Annotated in this window: 5 protein-coding genes and 2 pseudogenes; 3 read left to right on the top strand and 4 right to left on the bottom strand. The window is 64.3% G+C overall.

Annotation, left to right across the window (positions count from 1 at the left end):
- Nucleotides 1–194: 194 nt before the first annotated feature.
- The 4 genes and pseudogenes from HU764_RS14930 to HU764_RS14915 all read right to left on the bottom strand — a co-directional run.
- Nucleotides 195–11,222 (bottom strand): annotated as a pseudogene (locus HU764_RS14930) (VCBS domain-containing protein); the annotation flags it as partial.
- Between the two features lie 95 nt (nucleotides 11,223–11,317).
- The gene (locus tag HU764_RS14925) at nucleotides 11,318–13,408 is read right to left on the bottom strand and encodes a site-2 protease family protein (RefSeq protein ID WP_186704141.1); all 2,091 of its coding nucleotides are present in this window, start codon (nucleotides 13,406–13,408) and stop codon (nucleotides 11,318–11,320) included.
- Nucleotides 13,408–14,754, bottom strand: a complete 1,347-nt coding sequence (locus tag HU764_RS14920) for an efflux RND transporter periplasmic adaptor subunit (protein ID WP_186704140.1) — start codon at nucleotides 14,752–14,754, stop codon at nucleotides 13,408–13,410. Before HU764_RS14920 ends, HU764_RS14925 begins: the two co-directional genes overlap by 1 nt.
- A complete protein-coding gene (locus tag HU764_RS14915; protein WP_186704139.1) occupies nucleotides 14,741–15,502 on the bottom strand; it encodes an efflux RND transporter periplasmic adaptor subunit in 762 nt (253 codons plus the stop codon). The genes HU764_RS14920 and HU764_RS14915 overlap by 14 nt, the downstream gene beginning before the upstream one ends.
- Before the next feature lie 391 nt (nucleotides 15,503–15,893).
- Here HU764_RS14915 and HU764_RS14910 point away from each other — a divergent pair.
- The 3 genes and pseudogenes from HU764_RS14910 to HU764_RS14900 form a co-directional block, all read left to right on the top strand.
- Nucleotides 15,894–16,796: pseudogene (locus tag HU764_RS14910) on the top strand (AI-2E family transporter); the annotation flags it as partial.
- 53 nt (nucleotides 16,797–16,849) lie between these two features.
- On the top strand, nucleotides 16,850–19,165 hold the full coding sequence (locus HU764_RS14905) for a tetratricopeptide repeat protein (RefSeq protein ID WP_186704138.1): 2,316 nt from the start codon (nucleotides 16,850–16,852) through the stop codon (nucleotides 19,163–19,165).
- A gap of 116 nt (nucleotides 19,166–19,281) precedes the next feature.
- Complete coding sequence (locus HU764_RS14900; RefSeq protein WP_186704137.1) at nucleotides 19,282–20,256, top strand: AAA family ATPase; 975 nt, start codon at nucleotides 19,282–19,284, stop codon at nucleotides 20,254–20,256.
- Nucleotides 20,257–20,259 lie beyond the last annotated feature (3 nt).

Raw genomic sequence — 20,259 nt, 5'->3', positions numbered from 1 at the left:
GTTGTTCACCCCACCGGCCTCGATGGCGTCGAGCGTTGCGTGCCCTGGTCAGGCGTTGTAAAGCACGCTGTGCCGCCCGTTGCTTCGGTCCCATTGAGGATCAATGGCGTTGTCATCGTACCGATTCACTGGGGTAAGCGCCACCAGTGGGGTCGCTGCGCACGTTGCGGCCATGGATGTTATCGACGTCCGGTGACGCCGCCATCGCCAGTGATTACGTTACCGCTGGTGTTTACTGGCGCCGGGCTGCCATCGGTAGCCCCCGCGCTGGCAGTACCGTGGTCGTCGACGGCCACCGGCGCATCGTTGGCGCCCTGAATGGTGATCACCAGCACGGTGACAGCGGTCAGGCCGTCGGTATCGACCACCTGATAGGTGAACTGCTCGACCAGCGCTTGGCCTGGGGAAAGCGCCTGCACGGTGGCGTTGCTGTTGTCGCGGCCGTCTGCTGGCTGGCAACCGCAGCCGTTGGTACCTGTTGTCCGCCCCCGGTGCCATCGCGGATCGCGGTTGGTTTCGTTGCCGTCGACGTCGGTGTCGTTGTCCAGCACGTTGCCAGGCTGCGGGCGTAGTTGCCGGCCGGTGGCGGCGTTGGTCGCAACAGGGTGTCGTTGCGGCCGTGGATGATGACGGTGAAGGTGGCAGTGACGATTTTGCCGTTGCCATCGCTGACGCTGTACTGGAACACCTCGGTCAGTTGGTCGGTATCGGTGCGCAGGGCCTGAACCGCAGCGTTGCTGTTGTCCACCACGTAGCGGTAGTTGCCTTGGGCATCCAACACCAGGCTGCCGTAGTTGCCGGCCAGTGCTTGGCCCGGTTGTTGGGCTGACCACGGTGCTGACGGTCAGGGTATCGCCGTCCGGATCGCTATATGCGCTGCGGATGCTGCCGCTCGGGTCGAGCCCCGGCTGGCCGTTGTTCACCCCACCGGCCTCGATGGCATCGACCGTGACCGGATTGACCACGGGGGGGTCGTTGACGCCGGTGACGGTGATCACCAACTGCGCTTGATCGGTCAGGCCACCGCTGTCGTGGATCTGATAGGTAAAGATCACGTCCAGGCTCTGCCCAGCCGTTAAAGCAAGGAGGGTTGGGTCGGCGCTGTTGACCTCGAAGGTGTAGCTGCCGTCCTCATTGAGGATCAACTGCCCGAAGTTGCCACTGATCAGGCTGTTATCCGCCAGGCGGCCAACCGTACCGGTGATAGTGGCCGGCGCGCCGTTGGCCACTGGGGTAAGCGTGCCACCAGTGACTTCCAGGCCGCTGCGCACGCCATCGACCTTGAGCTGGGTCGCGGTGGGTTGGTCAAGGTTATCGACGTCCGTGTCGGCACCGACGCCGCCATCGCCAGTGATCACGTTACCGCTGGCGTTTACTGGCGCCGGGCTGCCATCGGTAGCCCCCGCGCTGGCAGTACCGTGGTCGTCGACGGCCACCGGCGCATCGTTGGCGCCCTGAATGGTGATCACCAGCACGGTGACGGCGGTCAGGCCATCAGTATCGACCACCTGGTAAGTGAACTGCTCGACCAGCGCTTGGCCTGGGGAAAGCGCCTGCACGGTGGCGTTGCTGTTGTCGATGACGTAGCGGTAGCTGCCGTCGGCGTTGATGGTCAAACTGCCGAAGCTGGCTGGCACGCAGGTCGCTTGGCCGCTGGCCACTGGTACCAGTTGTCCGCCCCCGGTGCCATCGAAGCGGATCGCGTTCACCTGCTTGGTTTCGCCCAGGGCCACGGCGTCGACGTCGGTGTCGTTGTCCAGCACGTTGCCGGTGGCATCCTGCCCGGGCGTGCCATTGTTGGTGCCACCGGCTTCGATGGCGGTGGCGGCGTCACTGGTCGCAACAGGGGTGTCGTTGCGGCCGTGGATGATGACGGTGAAGGTGGCAGTGACGATTTTGCCGTTGCCATCGCTGACGCTGTACTGGAACACCTCGGTCAGTTGGTCGGTATCGGTGCGCAGGGCCTGAACCGCAGCGTTGCTGTTGTCCACCACGTAGCGGTAGTTGCCTTGGGCATCCAACACCAGGCTGCCGTAGTTGCCGGCCAGTGCTTGGCCCGGTGTGCCATTGATGCCATTTGGGCTGACCACGGTGCTGACGGTCAGGGTATCGCCGTCCGGATCGCTATATGCGCTGCGGATGCTGCCGCTTGGGTCGAGCCCCGGCTGGCCGTTGTTCACCCCACCGGCCTCGATGGCGTCGACTGTGACCGGGTTGACCACGGGCGGGTCGTTGACGCCGGTGACGGTGATCACCAGTTGCGCCTGATCGGTCAGGCCACCGCTGTCATGAATCTGATAAGTGAAGATCACGTCCAGGTTCTGCCCAGCCGTCAAAGCGAGGAGGGTTGGGTCGGCGCTGTTGACTTCGAAGGTGTAGCTGCCGTCCTCATTGAGGATCAACTGCCCGAAGTTGCCACTGATCAGGCTGTTATCCGCCAGGCGGCCAACCGTACCGGTGATAGTGGCCGGCGCGCCGTTGGCGACCGGCGTAAGGGTACCGTCCGTGACTTCCAGGCCGCTGCGTACGCCATCGACTTTGAGCTGGGTGGCGGTGGGTTGGTCAAGGTTATCGACGTCCGTGTCGGCGCCCACGCCGCCATCGCCAGTGATTACGTTACCGCTGGCGTTTACTGGCGCCGGGCTGCCATCGGTAGCCCCCGCGCTGGCAGTACCGTGGTCGTCGACGGCCACCGGCGCATCGTTGGCGCCCTGAATGGTGATCACCAGCACGGTGACGGCGGTCAGGCCATCAGTATCGACCACCTGGTAAGTGAACTGCTCGACCAGCGCTTGGCCTGGGGAGAGCGCCTGCACGGTAGCGTTGCTGTTGTCGATGACGTAGCGGTAGCTGCCGTCGGCGTTGATGGTCAAGCTGCCGAAGCTGGCTGGCACGCTGGTCGCTTGGCCGTTGGCCACCGGTACCAGTTGGCCGCCACCGGCGCCATCGAAGCGGATTGCGTTGACTTGCTTGGTTTCGCCCAGGGCCACGGCATCGACGTCGGTGTCGTTATCCAGCACGTTGCCGGCGGCATCCTGCCCGGGCGTGCCATTGCTGGTGCCACCGGCTTCGATGGCGGTGGCGGCGTCACTGGTCGCAACAGGGGTGTCGTTGCGGCCGTGAATGATGACGGTGAGGGTGGCAGTGACGATTTTGCCGTTGCCATCGCTGACACTGTACTGGAACACCTCGGTCAGTTGGTCGGTATCGGTGCGCAGGGCCTGAACCGCAGCGTTGCTGTTGTCCACCACGTAGCGGTAGTTGCCTTGGGCATCCAACACCAGGCTGCCGTAGTTGCCGGCCAGGGCTTGGCCTGGCGTGCCGTTGACACCGTTGGGGTTGACCACGGCGCTGACGATCAGGGGATCGCCGTCCGGGTCAGTATACGCGCCGCGGATGCTGCCGCTTGGGTCCAGGCCCGGCTGGGCGTTGTTCACTCCACCGGCCTCGATGGCATCGACCGTGACCGGGTTGACCACGGGTGGGTCGTTGACGCCGGTGACAGTGATCACCAGTTGCGCCTGGTCGGTCAGGCCGCCGCTGTCGTGGATCTGGTAGGTAAAGATCACGTCTAGGGTTTGCCCGGCCGCTAGCGCTCGGATGGCCGGGTCGGCGCTGTTGACCTCGAAGGTGTAGCTGCCGTCTTCGTTCAGAAGCAGCTGGCCGAAGTCGCCGCTGATCAGGCTACTGTCAGCCAGGCGGGCGACTGTGCCAGTGAGGGTTGCAGGTGCGCCGTTGGCGATCGGCGTAAGGGTACCGCCCGTGACTTCCAGGCCGCTGCGCACGCCATCGACCTTGAGCTGGGTCGCGGTTGGTTGGTCGAAGTTGTCGACGTCCGTGTCGGCGCCCACGCCGCCATCGCCGGTGATCACGTTACCGCTGGCGTTGACCGGCACGGTGCTGCCGTCGCTGGCACCCGCGCTGGCGGTGCCGTGGTCGTCCACGGCCACCGGCGCATCGTTGGCGCCCTGAATGGTGATCACCAGCACGGTCACCGAACTCAGGCCCCCAGCATCGACCATCTGGTAGGTGAACTGCTCGACAAGAGTCTGCCCTCGGGATAGTGCCTGCACCGCGGCGTTGCTGTTGTCGATGACGTAGCGGTAGCTGCCGTCGGCGTTGATGGTCAAGCTGCCGAAGTCGGCCAGCACGCTGCTCGATTGGCCGCTGACCACCGGAATGATCCGGCCGCCGCCCAGCCCATCGAAGCGCACCGCGCTGACCTGCTTGGTCTCGCCCAAGGCCACTGAGTCGACGTCGGTGTCGTTGTCCAGCACATTGCCCGTGGCATCCTGCCCCGTGGTGCCGTTGTTGGTGCCTCCGGCTTCGATGGCGGTGCCAACATCGCCATGGGCCACCGGGGTGTCGTTGGCGCCATGGATATTGATCTGCAGCACCGAGCTGCTGGTCAAACCGCCGATGTCGACGATGTCATAGCCGAAGAAATCACTGATGAAGTTGCCGGCGGTGCGCAGTGCCTGCACCTCAGGGTTGTCGTTGTCGACGATGTACTGGAAACCGCCGCTGGCGGTGATCGACAAGGTGCCGTACAGCCCTTGCAAGGTCGTGACCCCATTGGCGGCCACTGCGACTCCACCGGGGGTGGTGTTGTTGGCGATGCGGGTGACGGTAAGCACGTCATTGTTGGTCTGAATATCGACATCGGTGTCGTTGGCCAGCACGTTGCCGGTGGGGTTCACGCCCGGGTCGGCGTTGTTGAAGCCACCGGCTTCCACGGCGATGGCCAGGTCGGCGTTGGCGATCGGGGCATCGTTGACCGGGTCGATGATGATGTTCATCACGTCGGTGTCGGTCAGCGCATCGACCGGGTTCTGCCCGGGCACGCCGTCGCCGTTGACCGGTGCGTCGCCGAAATTGCCCTGGTCATTGGTGACCATGGTCAGGGTTTCCGAGTCGCGGAAGGTGTTGAAGTCCTGGTCGCCTTTGTAATACAGCTGGCTCAGCAACACGTTCAGTTCGGCCAAGGTGCCGGTAAGGACCAGGCTGCGTCCAACGCCGGCAGGAGGTGTAGCTGTGGCCTCCGGCGGGGTGGCGGTTTGCCAGATGACCCCGTGTACCACGGTCAGGGTAATGGTCATGACGCCGTCGGCAGTGCCGGCGTTGACGTCCACGTCACTGATGGCCAGGCCACCGATGTGCAATACCGTGTCTTCCTGGCCGTGCTGGTCGGACACCGTATTGACCGGCGCCTCGTTCACATGCACGTAGCCGGCGTCGGCGGTGCCGGTTGTGCCTTCGCCGAGTGCCAGGTTGATGCTGCCCAGGCCTGTAGCCGCAGCGCCCGTGTCGGTGTCGATACGCACCCGGAAGGTGTTGTTGGTGCTGACTTGGTGGTCTTGTGCCACCGCGATCAGGTAGCTGCCGGAGGGCAGCAGGGCGAACTGGTAGAGGCCGCCATTGGCGGTAACGGTGTTGAACGTGCGGTCGTCCGCGGTGCCGAACTGACCGTCGTCACCGGCCCAGGTCAGGGTGACGCCGATGCCGTCCAGCCCGGGCCCGTCCGGGCTGACGTTGTCCGTAGCGCTGCGGGTATCGTCCCACAGCGTGCCCTGGATCACGCCCATGCCGGCGCCATCGCTGAGGATGTAGTTGTTCAGGCCGGTTGCGCCGTCCTGGCCGGTGCGCTCGCCGTCGGCAGCGCCAGCACCCGCGGGCAGCGAACCGCCCCACCCGTTGGTTTCAAAGTCGGTGGGCAGGCTGGTCCAGGTGAGCACGGCGGAACTGGCGGCGTCGTCGGCGATGGTCACGTTGGGTAGAGTGACGGTGTAGATCACCTGGATCGCGTCGTTGGGCGCAAGCCGTGCGAAGTCCATGACGATACCGCTGCCATCGCTGAAGCTGATGCCGCTGGGCAGGTTACCCAGGTCCAGCGCCACGCCATTGAGCAGGATGCTTTGCACCTGGTAGTTGCTGCCATTGGGGAACTGGTCGGTCAGGTGGGTGTTGTAGGCGGGCGCGCCGCCATCCTGGGTGAAACTCACCGAGACGGTGGCCGTGGTCGTGCCGGCGCCCGGGGCGACGTCGATGACCGACTTCTGCATGCTGGTGAAGCTGGGCTCCACCACGCGCTCGAACACCGTATCGCTGCGGCCGCGGTCAACGCCATCGCCCGGGCCCACGTGTTCGAACACTGTCATGCCCAGCTGGGTGTTGGCCTGGTTGCCGGTCACGTTGTTGACGCGCACGTTGAACTCGAGGATCACGCCTTCGATATCGCTGTCATTGGCCTCGCCATTGGTCACGTTGCCAAGATTGAAGGTGATGGTCTGGCTGCCGTCTTGGTTGGTCGTGATCTGCAGCCGGCCATTGTCACCATCGAAAACACCCGAGGGCACCACGCCGCCCAGATCGGGGTGGATCGGCAAGGCCACATCGCTGTTCTGGTTGCCGGTCATATACAGCGAATTGCCGTCGCCGAGCACCAGGTCGGTGGCGTCGGTGGTCAAGCCGCCTAGCTGGCTCGACACCATGGCGATCAGGATGTTGTTGAGGTCGGCGGTGATGAACTCCAGGCCGGCGGCCAGCTCGATGCGGATCTGGTAATTGGGGTTGTCGCCGGTCGGTACCAGCACGGCCACGCGGTAACGGACGATTTCGCCGACTACCACGGTTTCCAACAGGCCGCTGGTGTCGATGGTGCCGCTGCCGTTGGTGGCCGGGGGCGTGTCGGTGACGCCGCCGACGCGGGACACCTGGATGCCGTTGGTGACCGGGATCAGCAAGGCACTCAGCACCCGGTAATCGTTGAGCACGCCTGAATTGAGCAGGCCATCGTCGCCGCTGCGCTCGCCATTGACGGTATCGGTGCTGTTGCTGCTGCCGTCCAGGCTGCTCCAGCGCACCACGACGTTGTTGGCGATCGCTGCCTCGCCTGCGGCCGTGGCATTGACCACGCCGGTCAGGGTGATGACGATGCTCCCGCCGTTAGCGATGTCGATGTTGGCGCCATTAGCGGTCACCAACTGGCCGTTGAGGATGACGAAATCAACGCCGCCGTTGTTAGTGGCGCCGCCGCTGTACTGGATGGTGCCACTGATCACCAGGTTATCGATTTCAGTCGGCAGCACGTCCAGCAGGCTGATGTCGAACGCGTCGGTGCCCGAATTGTTGGCCACGGTGATGGTGAAGGTGACGGTATCGCCTTGGTCGAAGCCACCAAACGAGGGGGTCGAGGTAATCTGCTGGGTGACGCTGAGGGTCGGCTCGACGATGGTCACGCCGGGCTGTTCGGCACTGTTGATGTTGCGGTCCACGGCGGTGGTGCCGTTGGGGGTGTCGCCATCCGGATCGCTGTACACCAGCTGCGCGCCGTTGTTCAGCGTGGTGCCTTGCTGGTTACCGGTCACGTTGCTGGCCACCAGCACCAGGCGGATGACGAAGCTGTTGTTGCCGGTAATGTTGTCGGCCGTGGCCCCGGCGCTGGCGAACACCAGCATCAGGTCGGCGCCGTCGCTGCCGTCCAGGGTCACCGGGTTGACGTTGAGCACACCGTTGAAATCGGCCGTGAGGGTAGCACTGGCTGTGGTGCTGGTGATGATTTCATAGCCCAGGTTGCCATTGAACCGTTGGTCCAGCCGCAGGCCCGGGGGGATCAAGTCATTGATGCGCAGGCTGCCCGTCGAACCCTCGGGCAGGGTGACGACGATGTCGTAGGTGATGCTTTCGCCAATCACCAGGTTGCTGCCCGTGGTGTGCCCGGCGCTGGAGTCGTCCTCGGTCAGGCTGCCGTCCTTGTAGGTCTTGCTGATGGTCGGCGCGGCGACTTGCTGGTTGGCGACCTCAGTCAGGTCGGTGGGGGTGAAGTCCTGGCCGCCATCGACGCTGGCGTAGTAAGTCAGCGCGGCAGTGCTCTGCAGCGTGCTGGAGGCGAGGATGGCATTGTCCACGTTGACGTCGTAGGTGATCACCACCACGTTGGCCCCGGACAGGTCGCTGGCGGTGCCGGCGCGGCCTGCCAGCAGGGTGGCCTGGCCGTTGGCGTCGAGGAAGGTAATGGCGTTGCCGTCGACGCGGTAGTCGGTGCCCTGCACCAGCACGCTGCCGTCCCCGCGGTAGATCTGCAGGTTGGCCGCGCCCAGGCTGCCGCCGACGAACGACAGGCCTGCGGGCAAGGTGATGCTGGTGCTGACATCGTAGGCACCGCCGCCGCCGGTGTTTTTCAGGGCGGTGGCCAGACGCAGGTTGTCGGCCCCGTCGATGCCGCTGACATTGCCGTCCACCGCCGCCAGGCTGGTCACGCTGCCGCTGAACGGCACACCGCTGCTGCCGGGGGCGGCCCAGCTGCCGGTGGTGCCGGTGACTGTGCCGTTGCTGCTGGACACCACGCCGTGCTTGATGTCCAGCACCGGCTCAGCGACCGACTGGATCACCGCCACATCCGATGAGGTGAGCACAGTCTTGTCGACCGTGGTGGTCTGGCTCGACTGCGCCAGCACGTCGAGTTCACGCTGATCGGCAAATGGCTGGTCGCCCACCACCATGGTGAAGCGCACCTGCACGGTACCGCCATTGAGCCCATCGGAGACGAAGTTGCCGAAGTCGAACACGATCGAGTTGCCGGGGCCGGTGGTGACGCTGTCGGGTACGTCGAGAATGGTATTACCGCTGCCAAACGTCCACTGGCCAATCCCGCTGCCGACACTCCAGCTGATGCCGCTGGCATTGAGCAAGGGCAAGGGCAGGTACGCCGTGAGTTTGAAGTTCTCGTAATCGGCCACCAGCAAGTCGTAGCTGATGGTGAAGGTCACCACATCGCCCGGGCGCAGCTCGCCGTTGCTCGGCGGGTTGCCGCCGTTGACCTGAGTGAGTTCGATATCGACCGAGGAGCTTGCGATGGTGCTGGTGGTACTGGACCCGTCTGTCTGGGTCCCGCCCAGGTTGACCGCATCGCGCAGCACGGTGGCATCCACCGTGGCGTTGTTACCAACGCTGTCACCTTCGTTGAGTTGGTCGTGGGGTGGGTGGTCACTGGTGTAGGTGGTGTCGACCAGTGCGTCGTAGACGATGCTCAGGCGTGTGGCACCTTCCTGTAGGGTGTCGTCGTAAAGGTCGCCGAACAGCGCCGCCACGCCAGGGCCGGCAACCGCCTGGCGAATGGACTCGGCAATGTCGAAGACCAGCGTGGTGCTGCCGTCGGCATTCACCGTCTGGGTGTAGACCAAGGCAATGGCCTGGGACCCACCATGCTGCTGGATGATCAGCGTAGGTGGGTTGCTCGGGTCGAACGTTTGGCCGTCGCCGAGCTGGTCGGTCAGGGTGAACTGGCCCTGTTCGAGGATGTTTTCGCCAAAGGCGAAGAAGTCGGAAATGGCCACATCCAAGGTGTAGCGCAAAGTGTCGCCGGGTGTGAGGCCGGGCGTGCCCACGTCATTTTGCAGGTCCACCTGCTTGAGCAGCGTGATCGACTTGGCGACGAAGGTCACGCCTTGGCCATTGCCGGTCTCGGTGAACGGATAACCCTCCGGGTCGGTGGGGCGGTCGCGTGGGTCGAGCGGGTTCCAGCCACCGGTCACGCTGGCGGTGCCGAAGTTGATGGTGGTCGGATTACCGGTGGTCGGGTCGATCACTGGCCGGCCGTTGGCGTCGATCTCCGGCACATAGAAGCTGACTTGGGTTTCGCTGGCCGCGCTCAGGGTGTCGTAATGGATCTCATAGCTGGCCACGAAGGCGTTGGGGTTGGCCAATGCCGCAGCGATAAGCAGGGGGTTGGTCAGCACCGTGCCGTCGTGAAGGGTGACCGACGTCAGGGTGCCACCGGCCCCCGGCGTGATGGCGCTGACGTGCACCTGGTCGGGCACGGTCTGGGTGACGGTGACATTGCTTAGCGTTTGCCCGGGGGCCGGGGTTACGGTCACGGTCTGGGTACGGGTGAAGTTCGGCCCGGTTACCGTTTCGCCTTCTGGCAGGTTGACCGTTTGCGTGACCTTGAGCAGGGTCGGGGTGACGATGAAGCTGTGCAGCGCGCTTTCTACCCGGCTTGGGTCCTGCGCCGGATTGTTCAGCGAATCGTTACCGTACTCGAAACCAGCGCGGGCATTGATGGTGAGGTTAGGCGCGCCGTCGGAGTAGCTGGTGTCGGCCAGGTTGCTCAACTGTGCGGTAATCTGCACATCGATCGTGGGCTGGCCGTTGGTGACGCTGGCGTAGGGCAGTTGCAGCACCACCATCTGGTCGCCGGGCTTCATGCCGACGCTGGCGGCATTGATCACCAGGGCATTGCCGCTGGCGTCCTTGGCCAACGGGTGGGTGGCATTGCCGTTGGCATCGAAGGTGATCACGAAGCTGTTCACCGCCTGGCCCAAGTAGGTGGCGGAGACGAAGGTGGCACCATCGTCGCCGTCGCGCCCGGTGGCCGGTATGAAAACATCGAGGAACGGCGCATAGCCTTCCTGGGTCGACGGGTTGCTGAAACTGACGGTGAAGTTGAATTGCTCGCCCAGTTGCACCTCGGCACCGCCGCTGCTCAGGCTGGCGGTCGGGCTGGCATCGGCCAGCAGGCCTTGGAAGCCGTTCAGGGTGGCTGCTGCCAGGGCAATGGTCTTGTCAACATCGCCATTGCTGACCTCAAGGCGCCAGTCGCCGCCGGCCAGTTGGCTGCCGGTGGCGTTGCTGGAGGCGCCGACGTCAGCGCCGGTCCAGCGCGCCAGTTCGTTCACCAGCGCCTGGCCTGCACTGCTGGCACCTACATCGCAGCCATACAACTGGATGTCCGCGCCCGCGTTGAGTTCACCGCGCCAGGCGCTCAGGCGGTCGCCCAGCTGCTCGACGGTTTGGCTGGTGAATACCTGGTTGCCCAGGGTGAACTGGCCAGACGCGCCGTGCGAGAACACTTGGATCGAGTCGACCTTGCCCAACTGCGCCAGGGCATTGCTGATGGCTGCGATGGCATCCTGGCCAGGGTCCACCACCAGCGCGGTGGTACCGGTTGGCAGGTTGGCTGCCAGCTGGTCGCGGTTTTCCACCCGGGCATCGATGACCACCAGGTTGCGGGGGGCGGGCGCCGCTGTGGTGGTTTGTGCCTCGCTGGCAGTAGGGGCCGGGTGGCGGGTGTCCTTGGCCTCTGCTGTACCTGCATCACTGTGATGCTGCTGGTCGACAGCCGCTGCGCCAGCGCCGTCGAAGAGGATGCGTTGCTCAAGGGCAACTGTCTGCGACCGAGGGCGCGAAACCATGGCGAAGCCGGCTCTGCTCTTGATGTCCATTTCCAATCCTGCCCAGAAGTTACGATGCCATTTCCGAAACTAAATCAATCCTAGTCCGGTTTTTTCGGGGTGCCGGCTGAGGCGCCGGAAGGTCTTCAGAAGCCGCTTTCGCGCAGCCCGACTCCCAGAATCCATTTACCCAGCTCACCGAGGAGGCTGCGTTTTTCCCCTTCGATCTGCAGCTTGCCGCGGGTTTCGCGCACGCTGGCCAACGGCTCATCCAACGCGACCAGTACCTGGAACAGCGCGTTGCTGGGCACCAGCGACTGGCCGCTGGTCGGCACCGGGCCGCCGAAATGCGAAGACAACATGCGGTGGGCCAACTGCCCGGCGCGGGTGCTGCCAATGGCCAGCACTTTGCCGCGCAGCGCGGTGGCCTGGCCTTCGGGGTAAAATTTCACGGCATTGCCCACAGCCAGGTGGTGCACCTGGTCCTGGGCGACGTAGGCATCGACCTGCCAGTGACTGGGGTCGATCAGCATGCCCAGCGGTTCCTGGCGGTTGAGCCACTGGCCAGGGCGCCAGTCCGGGTCCAGGTCCAGCCAGGTGCCGGCGAATGGCGCCTGCAGGTTGAGGCGGGCGATTTCGATGCGTGCCGCGCGGGCTTCTTCGTTCTGCACCTTCAGGCGTTGCTGGGTGGCAGCGTCCTCGGTCAGCCCGGCGGGGTCGGCCAGCAGCCCAGAAAGGCGCGCCTGATAGCTGCGGGCGCTGGCCTGGCTGCTGCGCATGCGCGAATCCAGGTCTGGCTCTTCGAGCACTGCCAGCACGTCGCCAGCCTTGACGTGGCCTTGCGAATGCAAGCTTTTCAGCCGCGCAGGGTAGGGCGTGTACACGCGCAACTGGTGTTCGGCCCGGGCTACGCCAACGGCGTCGACCTGGCTGTGCCAAGGCACCGCCAGCGCCAGTACAACAAGGCCTGCGCCTAGGTAGAACAGCCGTTTGCGCTGACCCGGGATGCGTGCCCGCTGTTGCCACCAGTGGCTCAGCTCACGTTTCACCGGCAGCGCGATAAACCACGCCAACTCGACCATGAACAGCACGATCCCTAGCAGTTTGAAGAAGAACAGGTACACCGCCACGGCAATGCCGAGGAACAGCACCAGGCGGTACAGCCAAGTGGCAAAAGCGAACGCCACCAGCAGGCGGCGTTGCCCTACCGGGAATGGCTCGGGCCATGGCTCGTTGAGCCCAAGCAGGTTGCGCCGCAGGGCAACCCGCGCCAGCGCCGAGGCGCGCTCGTGCAGGTTGGGGAAGTCGAGCAGGTCGCTGAGGATGAAGTAGCCGTCGAAGCGCATGAACGGACTGGCGTTGAGGGCCAGCGACAGCACCCAGCTGGTGGTCGCCAGGTACAGCAGCGCGTTGCGCAGGGCGCCGTCGTCGCACAGCGCCCAGCCGAGGGTGGCCAGGCCTGCCAGGGATAATTCGGTGACGATGCCGGCCGAGGCGATGGCCAGGCGCTGGTGGGCGCGCTTGAGTTTCCAGCTTTCGCCGGTGTCGGTGTAGAGCATCGGCCACAGCACCAGAAACGCCACGCCCATGTGCCCCACGCGCAAGCCCAGGCGTGTGGCGACCAGCGCGTGGCCAAGCTCGTGCAGGGTTTTTGCGACCACCAGAGCCAGGGCAAAACTGAACAGGCCTTCGGTGGAGAACGACTCGACCACTGCATGGGTGAAGGCGTCCCACTGCTGCATCACCAGGATGATCCCGAGCAGGGTCAGGCCGATCACCAGCACGCCGGTAAGCGGATGGAACAGCCAGCCTAGCGCTACCGCCAGGCGCTGCAGGCCGGCTTGCGGGCGCAGCAGCGGCACGCGGAAGAACAGGTAGTGGTGCAACCACCAACGCCAGCTCGACCAGGTGCGCGCCTCGCTCGCGGCCTGCAGTTTGGCCAATTGCTCGGGGCCGGGGCGCAGCAGGTGGTGGTGTTCGAGGAACGTGCGCAGCGCCAGCACCTGCTCGACATCGGGGTTGAGCGCGCTGTCCCGCGATACTTGTTCGCTGATCTGGCGCGGCGTCTGGCCCCAGCGCAGCAGGCACTCGAACTCCAACCAGCCAATCCGGTAGAAACGGTTGACCACGGTGTCGTGGATCATCCATGCCGGTTCCCCTTCACGGCTGTCGGCGGCCTCGCACAGGCGCAGGTCCTCGCGCAGCGGGGGCAGCGGCAGGTCGGACAGGTCGAGCATCACCAGCCACTCCAGGCACGCACCGTGGCCAGCGGCCGGCGCAGCAGGTAATAACCGAGCATTACCCGGCCGCCGTACAGTTTGGCGGTGCCGTGCAGGCCCAGGCGGGCATGCTCGGAGCGTTCGTCGATGCTGGCCAGCAGGCGGTAGGCGACCACGCCGTCATCACTGGGCTTGGCCTGGTAGCTGGTTTCGAGGATTTTGCCCTTGAGCGGGCTGAGCGGATAGGCGGTGAGGAACAGCGTGACCTCGGCGCCCGGCTCCAGGGCGATGGCATCGGCCACGGCCAGCTGGATCTGCATGGCCGGTTGTGCCGGGTCGGCCACGTGCATGATGCGCTCGCCGGTCGATACCGGCTTGCCGAGCCAGTCGTTGGGGTCGCTGAACACAGCAACCCCGGCCCGTGGTGCCAGCACCTGGGTACGCCGTAACTGCGCTTGCACCGCGGCCAGCTCGGCGCGACGTTGCTGGGCACGGCCTTGCAGCAAGGTCAGCTCGTTCTTGCTTTGCGGGTTGTCGAATGCACGCTGGCTGGCGGCTAGCAGCTCGGCGTCGGCCACCGCGACTTCCTTGCCGAGTACCTCGGCGCGGCTGCGCAGGGTGGTTTCGTCGAGGGTGAACAGCGGGGTGTCGGCTTCCACCGGCTGGTTGGGGCGCACCAGTACCTGGGCGATCACGCCGTCGATCGGTGAACTGACGATCTGTGCCTGGCGCGACACGATCTGTGCCGGTGCCAACGCCGTTTGCCGCACTGGGAGCAGCAACAGTCCGGCGGCCACCAGCAGGGTGATCAGCACCTGGCGGCGGCTGGGGCGCCAGCGGCCGATTCGCCGGCGCCGGGTCAGCGCATGCCAGCAATAGGCCCAGGTGCGCGTCAAACCATCCAGCTGCTGGTGCACCACCGCCGGCGGTGCTTCTTCCAGCAGCAATACCAGCAGGCCAAGGCGATGGCCGGTCGGGGCATGCAAGGGGATGCACCACAGGCCGGTAGGCCACCACTCGGCCCAGCCCTCGGCGATGTCTTCAGGTGGCGCGGCGTCGGCCTGGGTCAACCAGGCGGGCTGCGGCTCGACCAAGCGCTCGGCCAACCAACGGCTGGCGCGTCTGAGCCAGACCAGGTAGGGCGAGTCTTCGCTGGGGCGCGCCAGGCCCGACACGCACAGCAGCTCCAAGCCGCTGTTGCCTTGCTCGAACACCAGCGACTGGTGGAAGGGCAGTAGCGGGTACAGGTCGTTGGCCATGCTGAATGCCAGCGCGCCCAGCGTTTCGGCGGCCATGGCTTTATCGCGCAGGGCGTCCAGTTGCAGCAACAGCTGCGGGTGGGGCAGTGGTCTATTCACGGTCATGGTCGAACCGCGCCGTGCCGCTCATACCGGCGATCAGTTCGGGGTAGCGCTGGTCGAAGCGCGCTTCAAGTTCCACTGTCTGCGCCACGGCATCGACCCTTGAGTTGATCACACTGACCTTGGCCGGGTAGGTTTTGCCCGTCTCATGCACGCTGACCTGCAGCGGCTGGCCGGGGCTTAGGCTTTTCAGCTGGCTGGAGGGCACATTCAGGCGCACCTTCAATGCGCCGTCGCTGACCAGGTCGAACAGTGGCGTACCCGCGCTGACGGTCTGGTATGGCTTGACGTAAACCTTGGCCACATGGCCCGAGAAGGGGGCCAGTACCTGGCAGTAGCTCATTTGCGCTTCGCCCATGGCACGGGCGCCATCAGCCTTCTGCACTTCGGTATTGGCTGCGGCCACTTCGATATCGCCGACGGCGTCGAGTTTGCGCAGTTGCTTTTTGGCTTCCAGGTTCTGCCGGGCCATGGCCAGCTCGGCCACGGCGACCTTGCCGCGGGCTTGGGCCTCGTTGCAATTGAAGCGCGCCAAGGTCGCGCCTTTGGTCACGTGCTCGCCGAAGCTGGTTTTCAGCTCCCCCAGTGTGCCGCTCATCTGGCTGGAGAGGGTGGTTTCCAGCTCTGCTGCCAGCAGGATGCGGATCAACTGCGGGTCTTCGGCGGTCGGCTCTTGCTCGGCGTGGGCGCAAACGCTGGCCAAGGCCAACAAAAACGGTAGGTAGCGGTGTCCAACAACAGGCAAAAGCATGCTCGACTCCTTGGTCCAAAACACGTAAAGGCGAACTAGCCGCTTGTGGCCTTCCTCTCTGACTGGGGCTGAAACCTTCGCTTGACGCTTTTTTCGCTTGCATAAACCAGGCTGTTCTCAGCCTCATCTCATTAAAGAGCCGAAAACGGCGTTCCGGTATGTTCAATTGGCGACATCGCGCTGGTGTAAGGCAGGAACGGCTGAACGCTGGTTGATGTGCGCAAAGGTACCGCCGTCGAGAGCGTTTCATGACGCTTTGCAGCCATGAGCCGTATGGGCAAGCGTCCTTCTTTGGGCATCACGAGATGCACAGTAGAGCTGTTTCTCGGTGGGCAAAAAATGGTGGGGGTTATCGACATCTCATGCAGGGCCTCATGGGCAAACGCGATCGAGTTGTACTACGGTGAACCTGCCCGCGATTGCCATCATTCAAGTACCGATTGCGATCATGGCCGAACCGCAATTGTCTGGAGGGAGCCCGATGGAGTCGTTGCCGGTCAAGCGGGATCTGTCCCGTGCACTGTTGGATGAACTCATTCGCGCAGGGCTGATGTTGTTTGAAAACGGTGCCTGGCACATTCCTCCCGCCAACCCTGACGTCCAATCCTGGCCATTAGTCGGGTCGCAACTGTTCACCCTGTGGCAGCAGGGCGCCACAGATGCGACCAGCCTGATGCAGCAAGTGGTGCCTCACCTCAAAGGCATTGGCATGGTGGTGCTGGGCAAGCTTGCAGGGGTGGGTACGGGCTTTCTGATGTTCATCGGTGCGCTGATCCTGTCGGGTATCGACATGGCCTATGGCGACAGCGGGCAGCGTAACGCGCTGCGCATCGCCACCATTCGCGCCGTGGCTCAGGGTGTTGTTGGCATCGCCTTTGTGCAGATGGTGCTGGTAGGCGTCGGTTTCGTGGTCATGGGTATCCCAGGTGCAGGGCTGCTGGCGTTACTGGTGCTGTTGCTGGGGATCATGTAATTGCCGGTGCTGCTGATTACCCTGCCGGTGGTGGGCTTCGTGTTCTTCACCGAGGGTGCCACGGTCGGTAGTGTGGTGTTTGCCGTATACAGCGTGCTCGCGGGCATGGCCGACAACGTGCTCAAACCATTGCTGCTCGGCCGAGGGGTGAATGTACCGATGCCGGTGATCCTGATCGGTGCTCTGGGCGGCATGGTGGCCGGGGGGATCATCGGCCTGTTCATCGGGCCGGTGATCCTGGCCGTTGGGTACATGCTGTTCTGGCAGTGGGTGGATGACGCCTCAGGCGGGGAACAGGTAGCCCGCGTCGAAATTGATTGATCAACGAAAACAGCCCGCTGCAGGGCGAACAGCGCAGACCGTGGAGCTAAAGCATGGGGTGTATTGCACAGGCAGTGCAGAGGGTGAGGGCGGTTATCGGAATAGGTGTCTTGCTACTGCCACTGTGCACCGTTGGGCTGAGTCAGGCAGCCACCGAGCAGGGGCAGTTGCCGGCCCAGGCCAAGGAACGTGAGGGCTATGCGGAAGCGACCAGTTGCCAGGCGTGCCATACCGAGCAGGCCAAACAATGGCAGCAGTCCGACCATTCCTGGGCGTTGCGCGATGTCAGCCCGGCCAACGTGCTGGGCAACTTCAATGACGTGCGCTATGACGAAGACGGGGTGAAGGCCCACTTTTACCGCAAGGGTGACAGTTTTTTCGTCAACATCGAGGGCGAAGATGGCAAACCGGCTGACTTCAAGGTGCTCTATACCTTTGGCTTCGAGCCGCTGCAGCAGTACCTGGTGGCGCTGTCGCGCGGCCGCTTGCAGGCCTTGACCCTCGCCTGGGACAGCCGGCCGGCGGCGCTTGGCGGTCAACGCTGGTTCTCGTTGTACCCTGGGCAACGCTTCGCTCCTGACGACCCGCTGCACTGGACGGGCCGTTACCAGAACTGGAACGGTATGTGCGCTGACTGTCACTCGACCCGGCTGGTCAAGCATTACGATGATACCCACGACAGTTTTGCCAGTACCTGGCAGGAAAAGACTGTGGGTTGCCAGGGCTGCCACGGCCCTGGCCAGGCCCATGTTGACTGGGCCAGCCAACACCCCGGCGTTTCGCCTGCCCAAGGGCTTGCGGTGGATTACAAAGCGCTGGGCAGCAAGGGCTTGGTAGAGCAATGCGCCTATTGCCACAGCCGCCGACAAAGCCTGGGCACTGGCCAGATGCCGGGCCACCCTCCGCTGGACCAAAGCTTGCCCGCCACGCTGCGCACGGGCCTGTACCATGACGATGGGCAGATCGACGGCGAAGTCTATGAGTACGGCTCATTTACCCAGAGCAAGATGTTCGCCGCCGGTGTCGGTTGTACCGATTGCCATAACCCGCATACCACCAAGGTGCGCATAGAAGGTAACGGGCTTTGCCTGCAATGCCATAACACCCAGCCCAATGCTGCACGTTTCGCTGGCTTGCAGGCCAAGGACTATGACAGCCCCGCGCACCATCACCACGCGGCCGGCTCGCCGGGTTCGCAGTGCGTCAATTGCCACATGCCCAGCAAAAATTACATGGTGATCGACCCCAGGCGCGATCACAGCCTGCGTATACCCCGGCCGGACCTTGCCGCAGAGGGCAACGGCCCGGATGCCTGTACCACCTGCCACCAAGACCGCAAGCCCGAGTGGGCGGCCAAGGCCATTGAAGGTTGGTTCGGGTCACCGAAGCGCCCCGCTCATTACGGCCAGAACTTCCACGCCGTGCGCGAGGACCCGAGCACTACCCTGAGCCGCCTGGGTTATCTGCTTGCGGACAAGAGCAACCCGGCCATCGTCCGCGCCACCGCCGCCGACCAGTTGGCAGACTTGGGCACCGCAGCGGCCAGCAACTTGCAATGGGCACTGCAGGACAAAGACCCGCTAGTGCGCGCCTACGCTGTGGCCGGATTCACCAGCCTGCCCCCCGAGCAGCGTTTGAAACCGTTGCTGCCCCTGCTCGAAGACCCCACCTTGGCCGTGCGCGACGAAGCCGTGCGGGCCTTGGCCGATGTCCCGGCAGCACAGTTACCTGAAGCCAGCCGCGAGTCGTTCAAAACGTTGCTTGACGATTACGAGCAGCGCTTGCGCAGTAACGCGGACCTGCCAGGGGGGCGGCTCAACCTGGCGGTGCTTATGCAGCGCCAGGGCCGCGACGAGCAGGCTGTGGAGCAGTATCGCCAAGCCTTGCGCATGGACCCGTATTTCGTCCCGGCGCGAGTCAACCTGGTGACCCTGGCCAGCAGCGCGCAACGCCTGGATGATGCCGAAAGCCTGCTGCGCGAGGGGGTGGCGCTGGACAAGATGCCCGCTGCCGATCGTGGCAACCTGGCCTACATGCTGGCTTTGCTGCTGGTCGAGCGCGGCAATCCCGACGAGGCGCTGGGCTGGATGGAGCGGGCCGCCGTGGCGCTGCCGGGCAATACGCGCATTCGCTACAACCAGGGCCTGCTGCTGTCTCGCATGAACCGCCGTGACGAAGCCCTGCAAGCGTTGCGTAGCGGCTTGGAGCAAGCACCAGAAAACGTCGACCTGCTGTATTCGTTGATCTACCTGCATGCATTGGCTGGCGAGCGCGAGCAGGCTTACGGCTATGTCGAGCGGATGCGCGCGGTGGCACCAGACGACCCGCGGCTGCAGGCCATCGAGCCGTATTACCAGAAGGGGCGGTGAGGGGGGAGGAACGTGAGGCCGGAAGTTCGCCATGTTCTCTTCACGACACCCCATTGCACCCTGGCCTGGCACTACTAGATTTACCCCATTGCCAACCGCTGACAGGGACCGGGCCAGTGAACACCCATGAACACGTCAAAGCGCTGGAAGCGTCGGTCGCCGAGAAGGTCCTCGGCCAGGCCGAGACCATTCGCCATGTACTGCTGGGGCTGCTTGCCAACGGCCATGTGCTGCTCGAAAGCCTGCCGGGCCTGGCCAAGACGCGCACAGTCAAGGCCCTGGCCACGCACCTGGAAGCGCAGATGCGGCGCATCCAGTTCACCCCCGATCTGCTGCCCTCGGACATCACGGGCGGCGAAATCCTGCAGCAGTCGGCCGAGGGCAACAAGATCAGCTTTCAACCTGGGCCGCTGTTCGGCAACGTGATACTCGCCGACGAAATCAACCGTGCCCCGGCCAAGGTCCAGGCGGCCTTGCTCGAGGCCATGGAAGAGCGCCAGATCACCGTGGCCGGGCAAAGTTATCCGATGCCGGGGCTGTTCATGGTGCTGGCCACCCAGAACCCCATCGAGCAGGAAGGCACTTACCCGTTGCCCGAGGCGCAGATGGACCGGTTCTTGATGAAGCTGCACCTGGATTACCCGCACTCTGACGACGAAACCCAGGTGCTGCGCCTGGTGCGTGCCGAGGACCAGGCCACCCACGCAGGCGCCGCGCAACCTGTACGCCTGGCCCAGCAAGTGATCTTCGATGCCCGCAGCGAGGTGGCGCGGGTGCATGTTGCCGAGGCGATTGACCGTTACCTTATCGACCTGATCAACGCGACCCGTCACCCAGGCGACTACGATGCCGAGCTGGCGCGCTGGATCAACATCGGTGCCAGCCCGCGCGGTGGCATCAGCCTTGACCGGGTGGCACGCGCACATGCCTGGCTCAACGGCCAGGACTTTGTTTCACCGGACAACGTGCGCGCGGTGGTGCACCCGGTTTTGCGCCACCGGCTGCAACTGTCGTACGACGCGGTCAGCGACGGCGTGGCGGCAGACCAGGTTATCGACAGGTTGTTGGACAAGGTGGCCATTCCGGCCTGACGG

This window comes from Pseudomonas kermanshahensis, from assembly GCF_014269205.2.
Lineage (GTDB): Bacteria > Pseudomonadota > Gammaproteobacteria > Pseudomonadales > Pseudomonadaceae > Aquipseudomonas > Aquipseudomonas kermanshahensis.
The sequence above is the reverse complement of the archived record's forward strand: the minus strand, read 5'-3'. Positions and strand labels throughout refer to the sequence as shown.

Bases quoted from the DNA above. Each gene is read 5' to 3' on its own strand.
- HU764_RS14925 (WP_186704141.1), bottom strand. From the start codon at position 13,408: ATGCTCGACCTGTCCGACCTGCCGCTGCCCCCGCTGCGCGAGGACCTG.
- HU764_RS14920 (WP_186704140.1), bottom strand. From the start codon at position 14,754: ATGACCGTGAATAGACCACTGCCCCACCCGCAGCTGTTGCTGCAACTG.
- HU764_RS14915 (WP_186704139.1), bottom strand. From the start codon at position 15,502: ATGCTTTTGCCTGTTGTTGGACACCGCTACCTACCGTTTTTGTTGGCC.
- HU764_RS14905 (WP_186704138.1), top strand. From the start codon at position 16,850: ATGGGGTGTATTGCACAGGCAGTGCAGAGGGTGAGGGCGGTTATCGGA.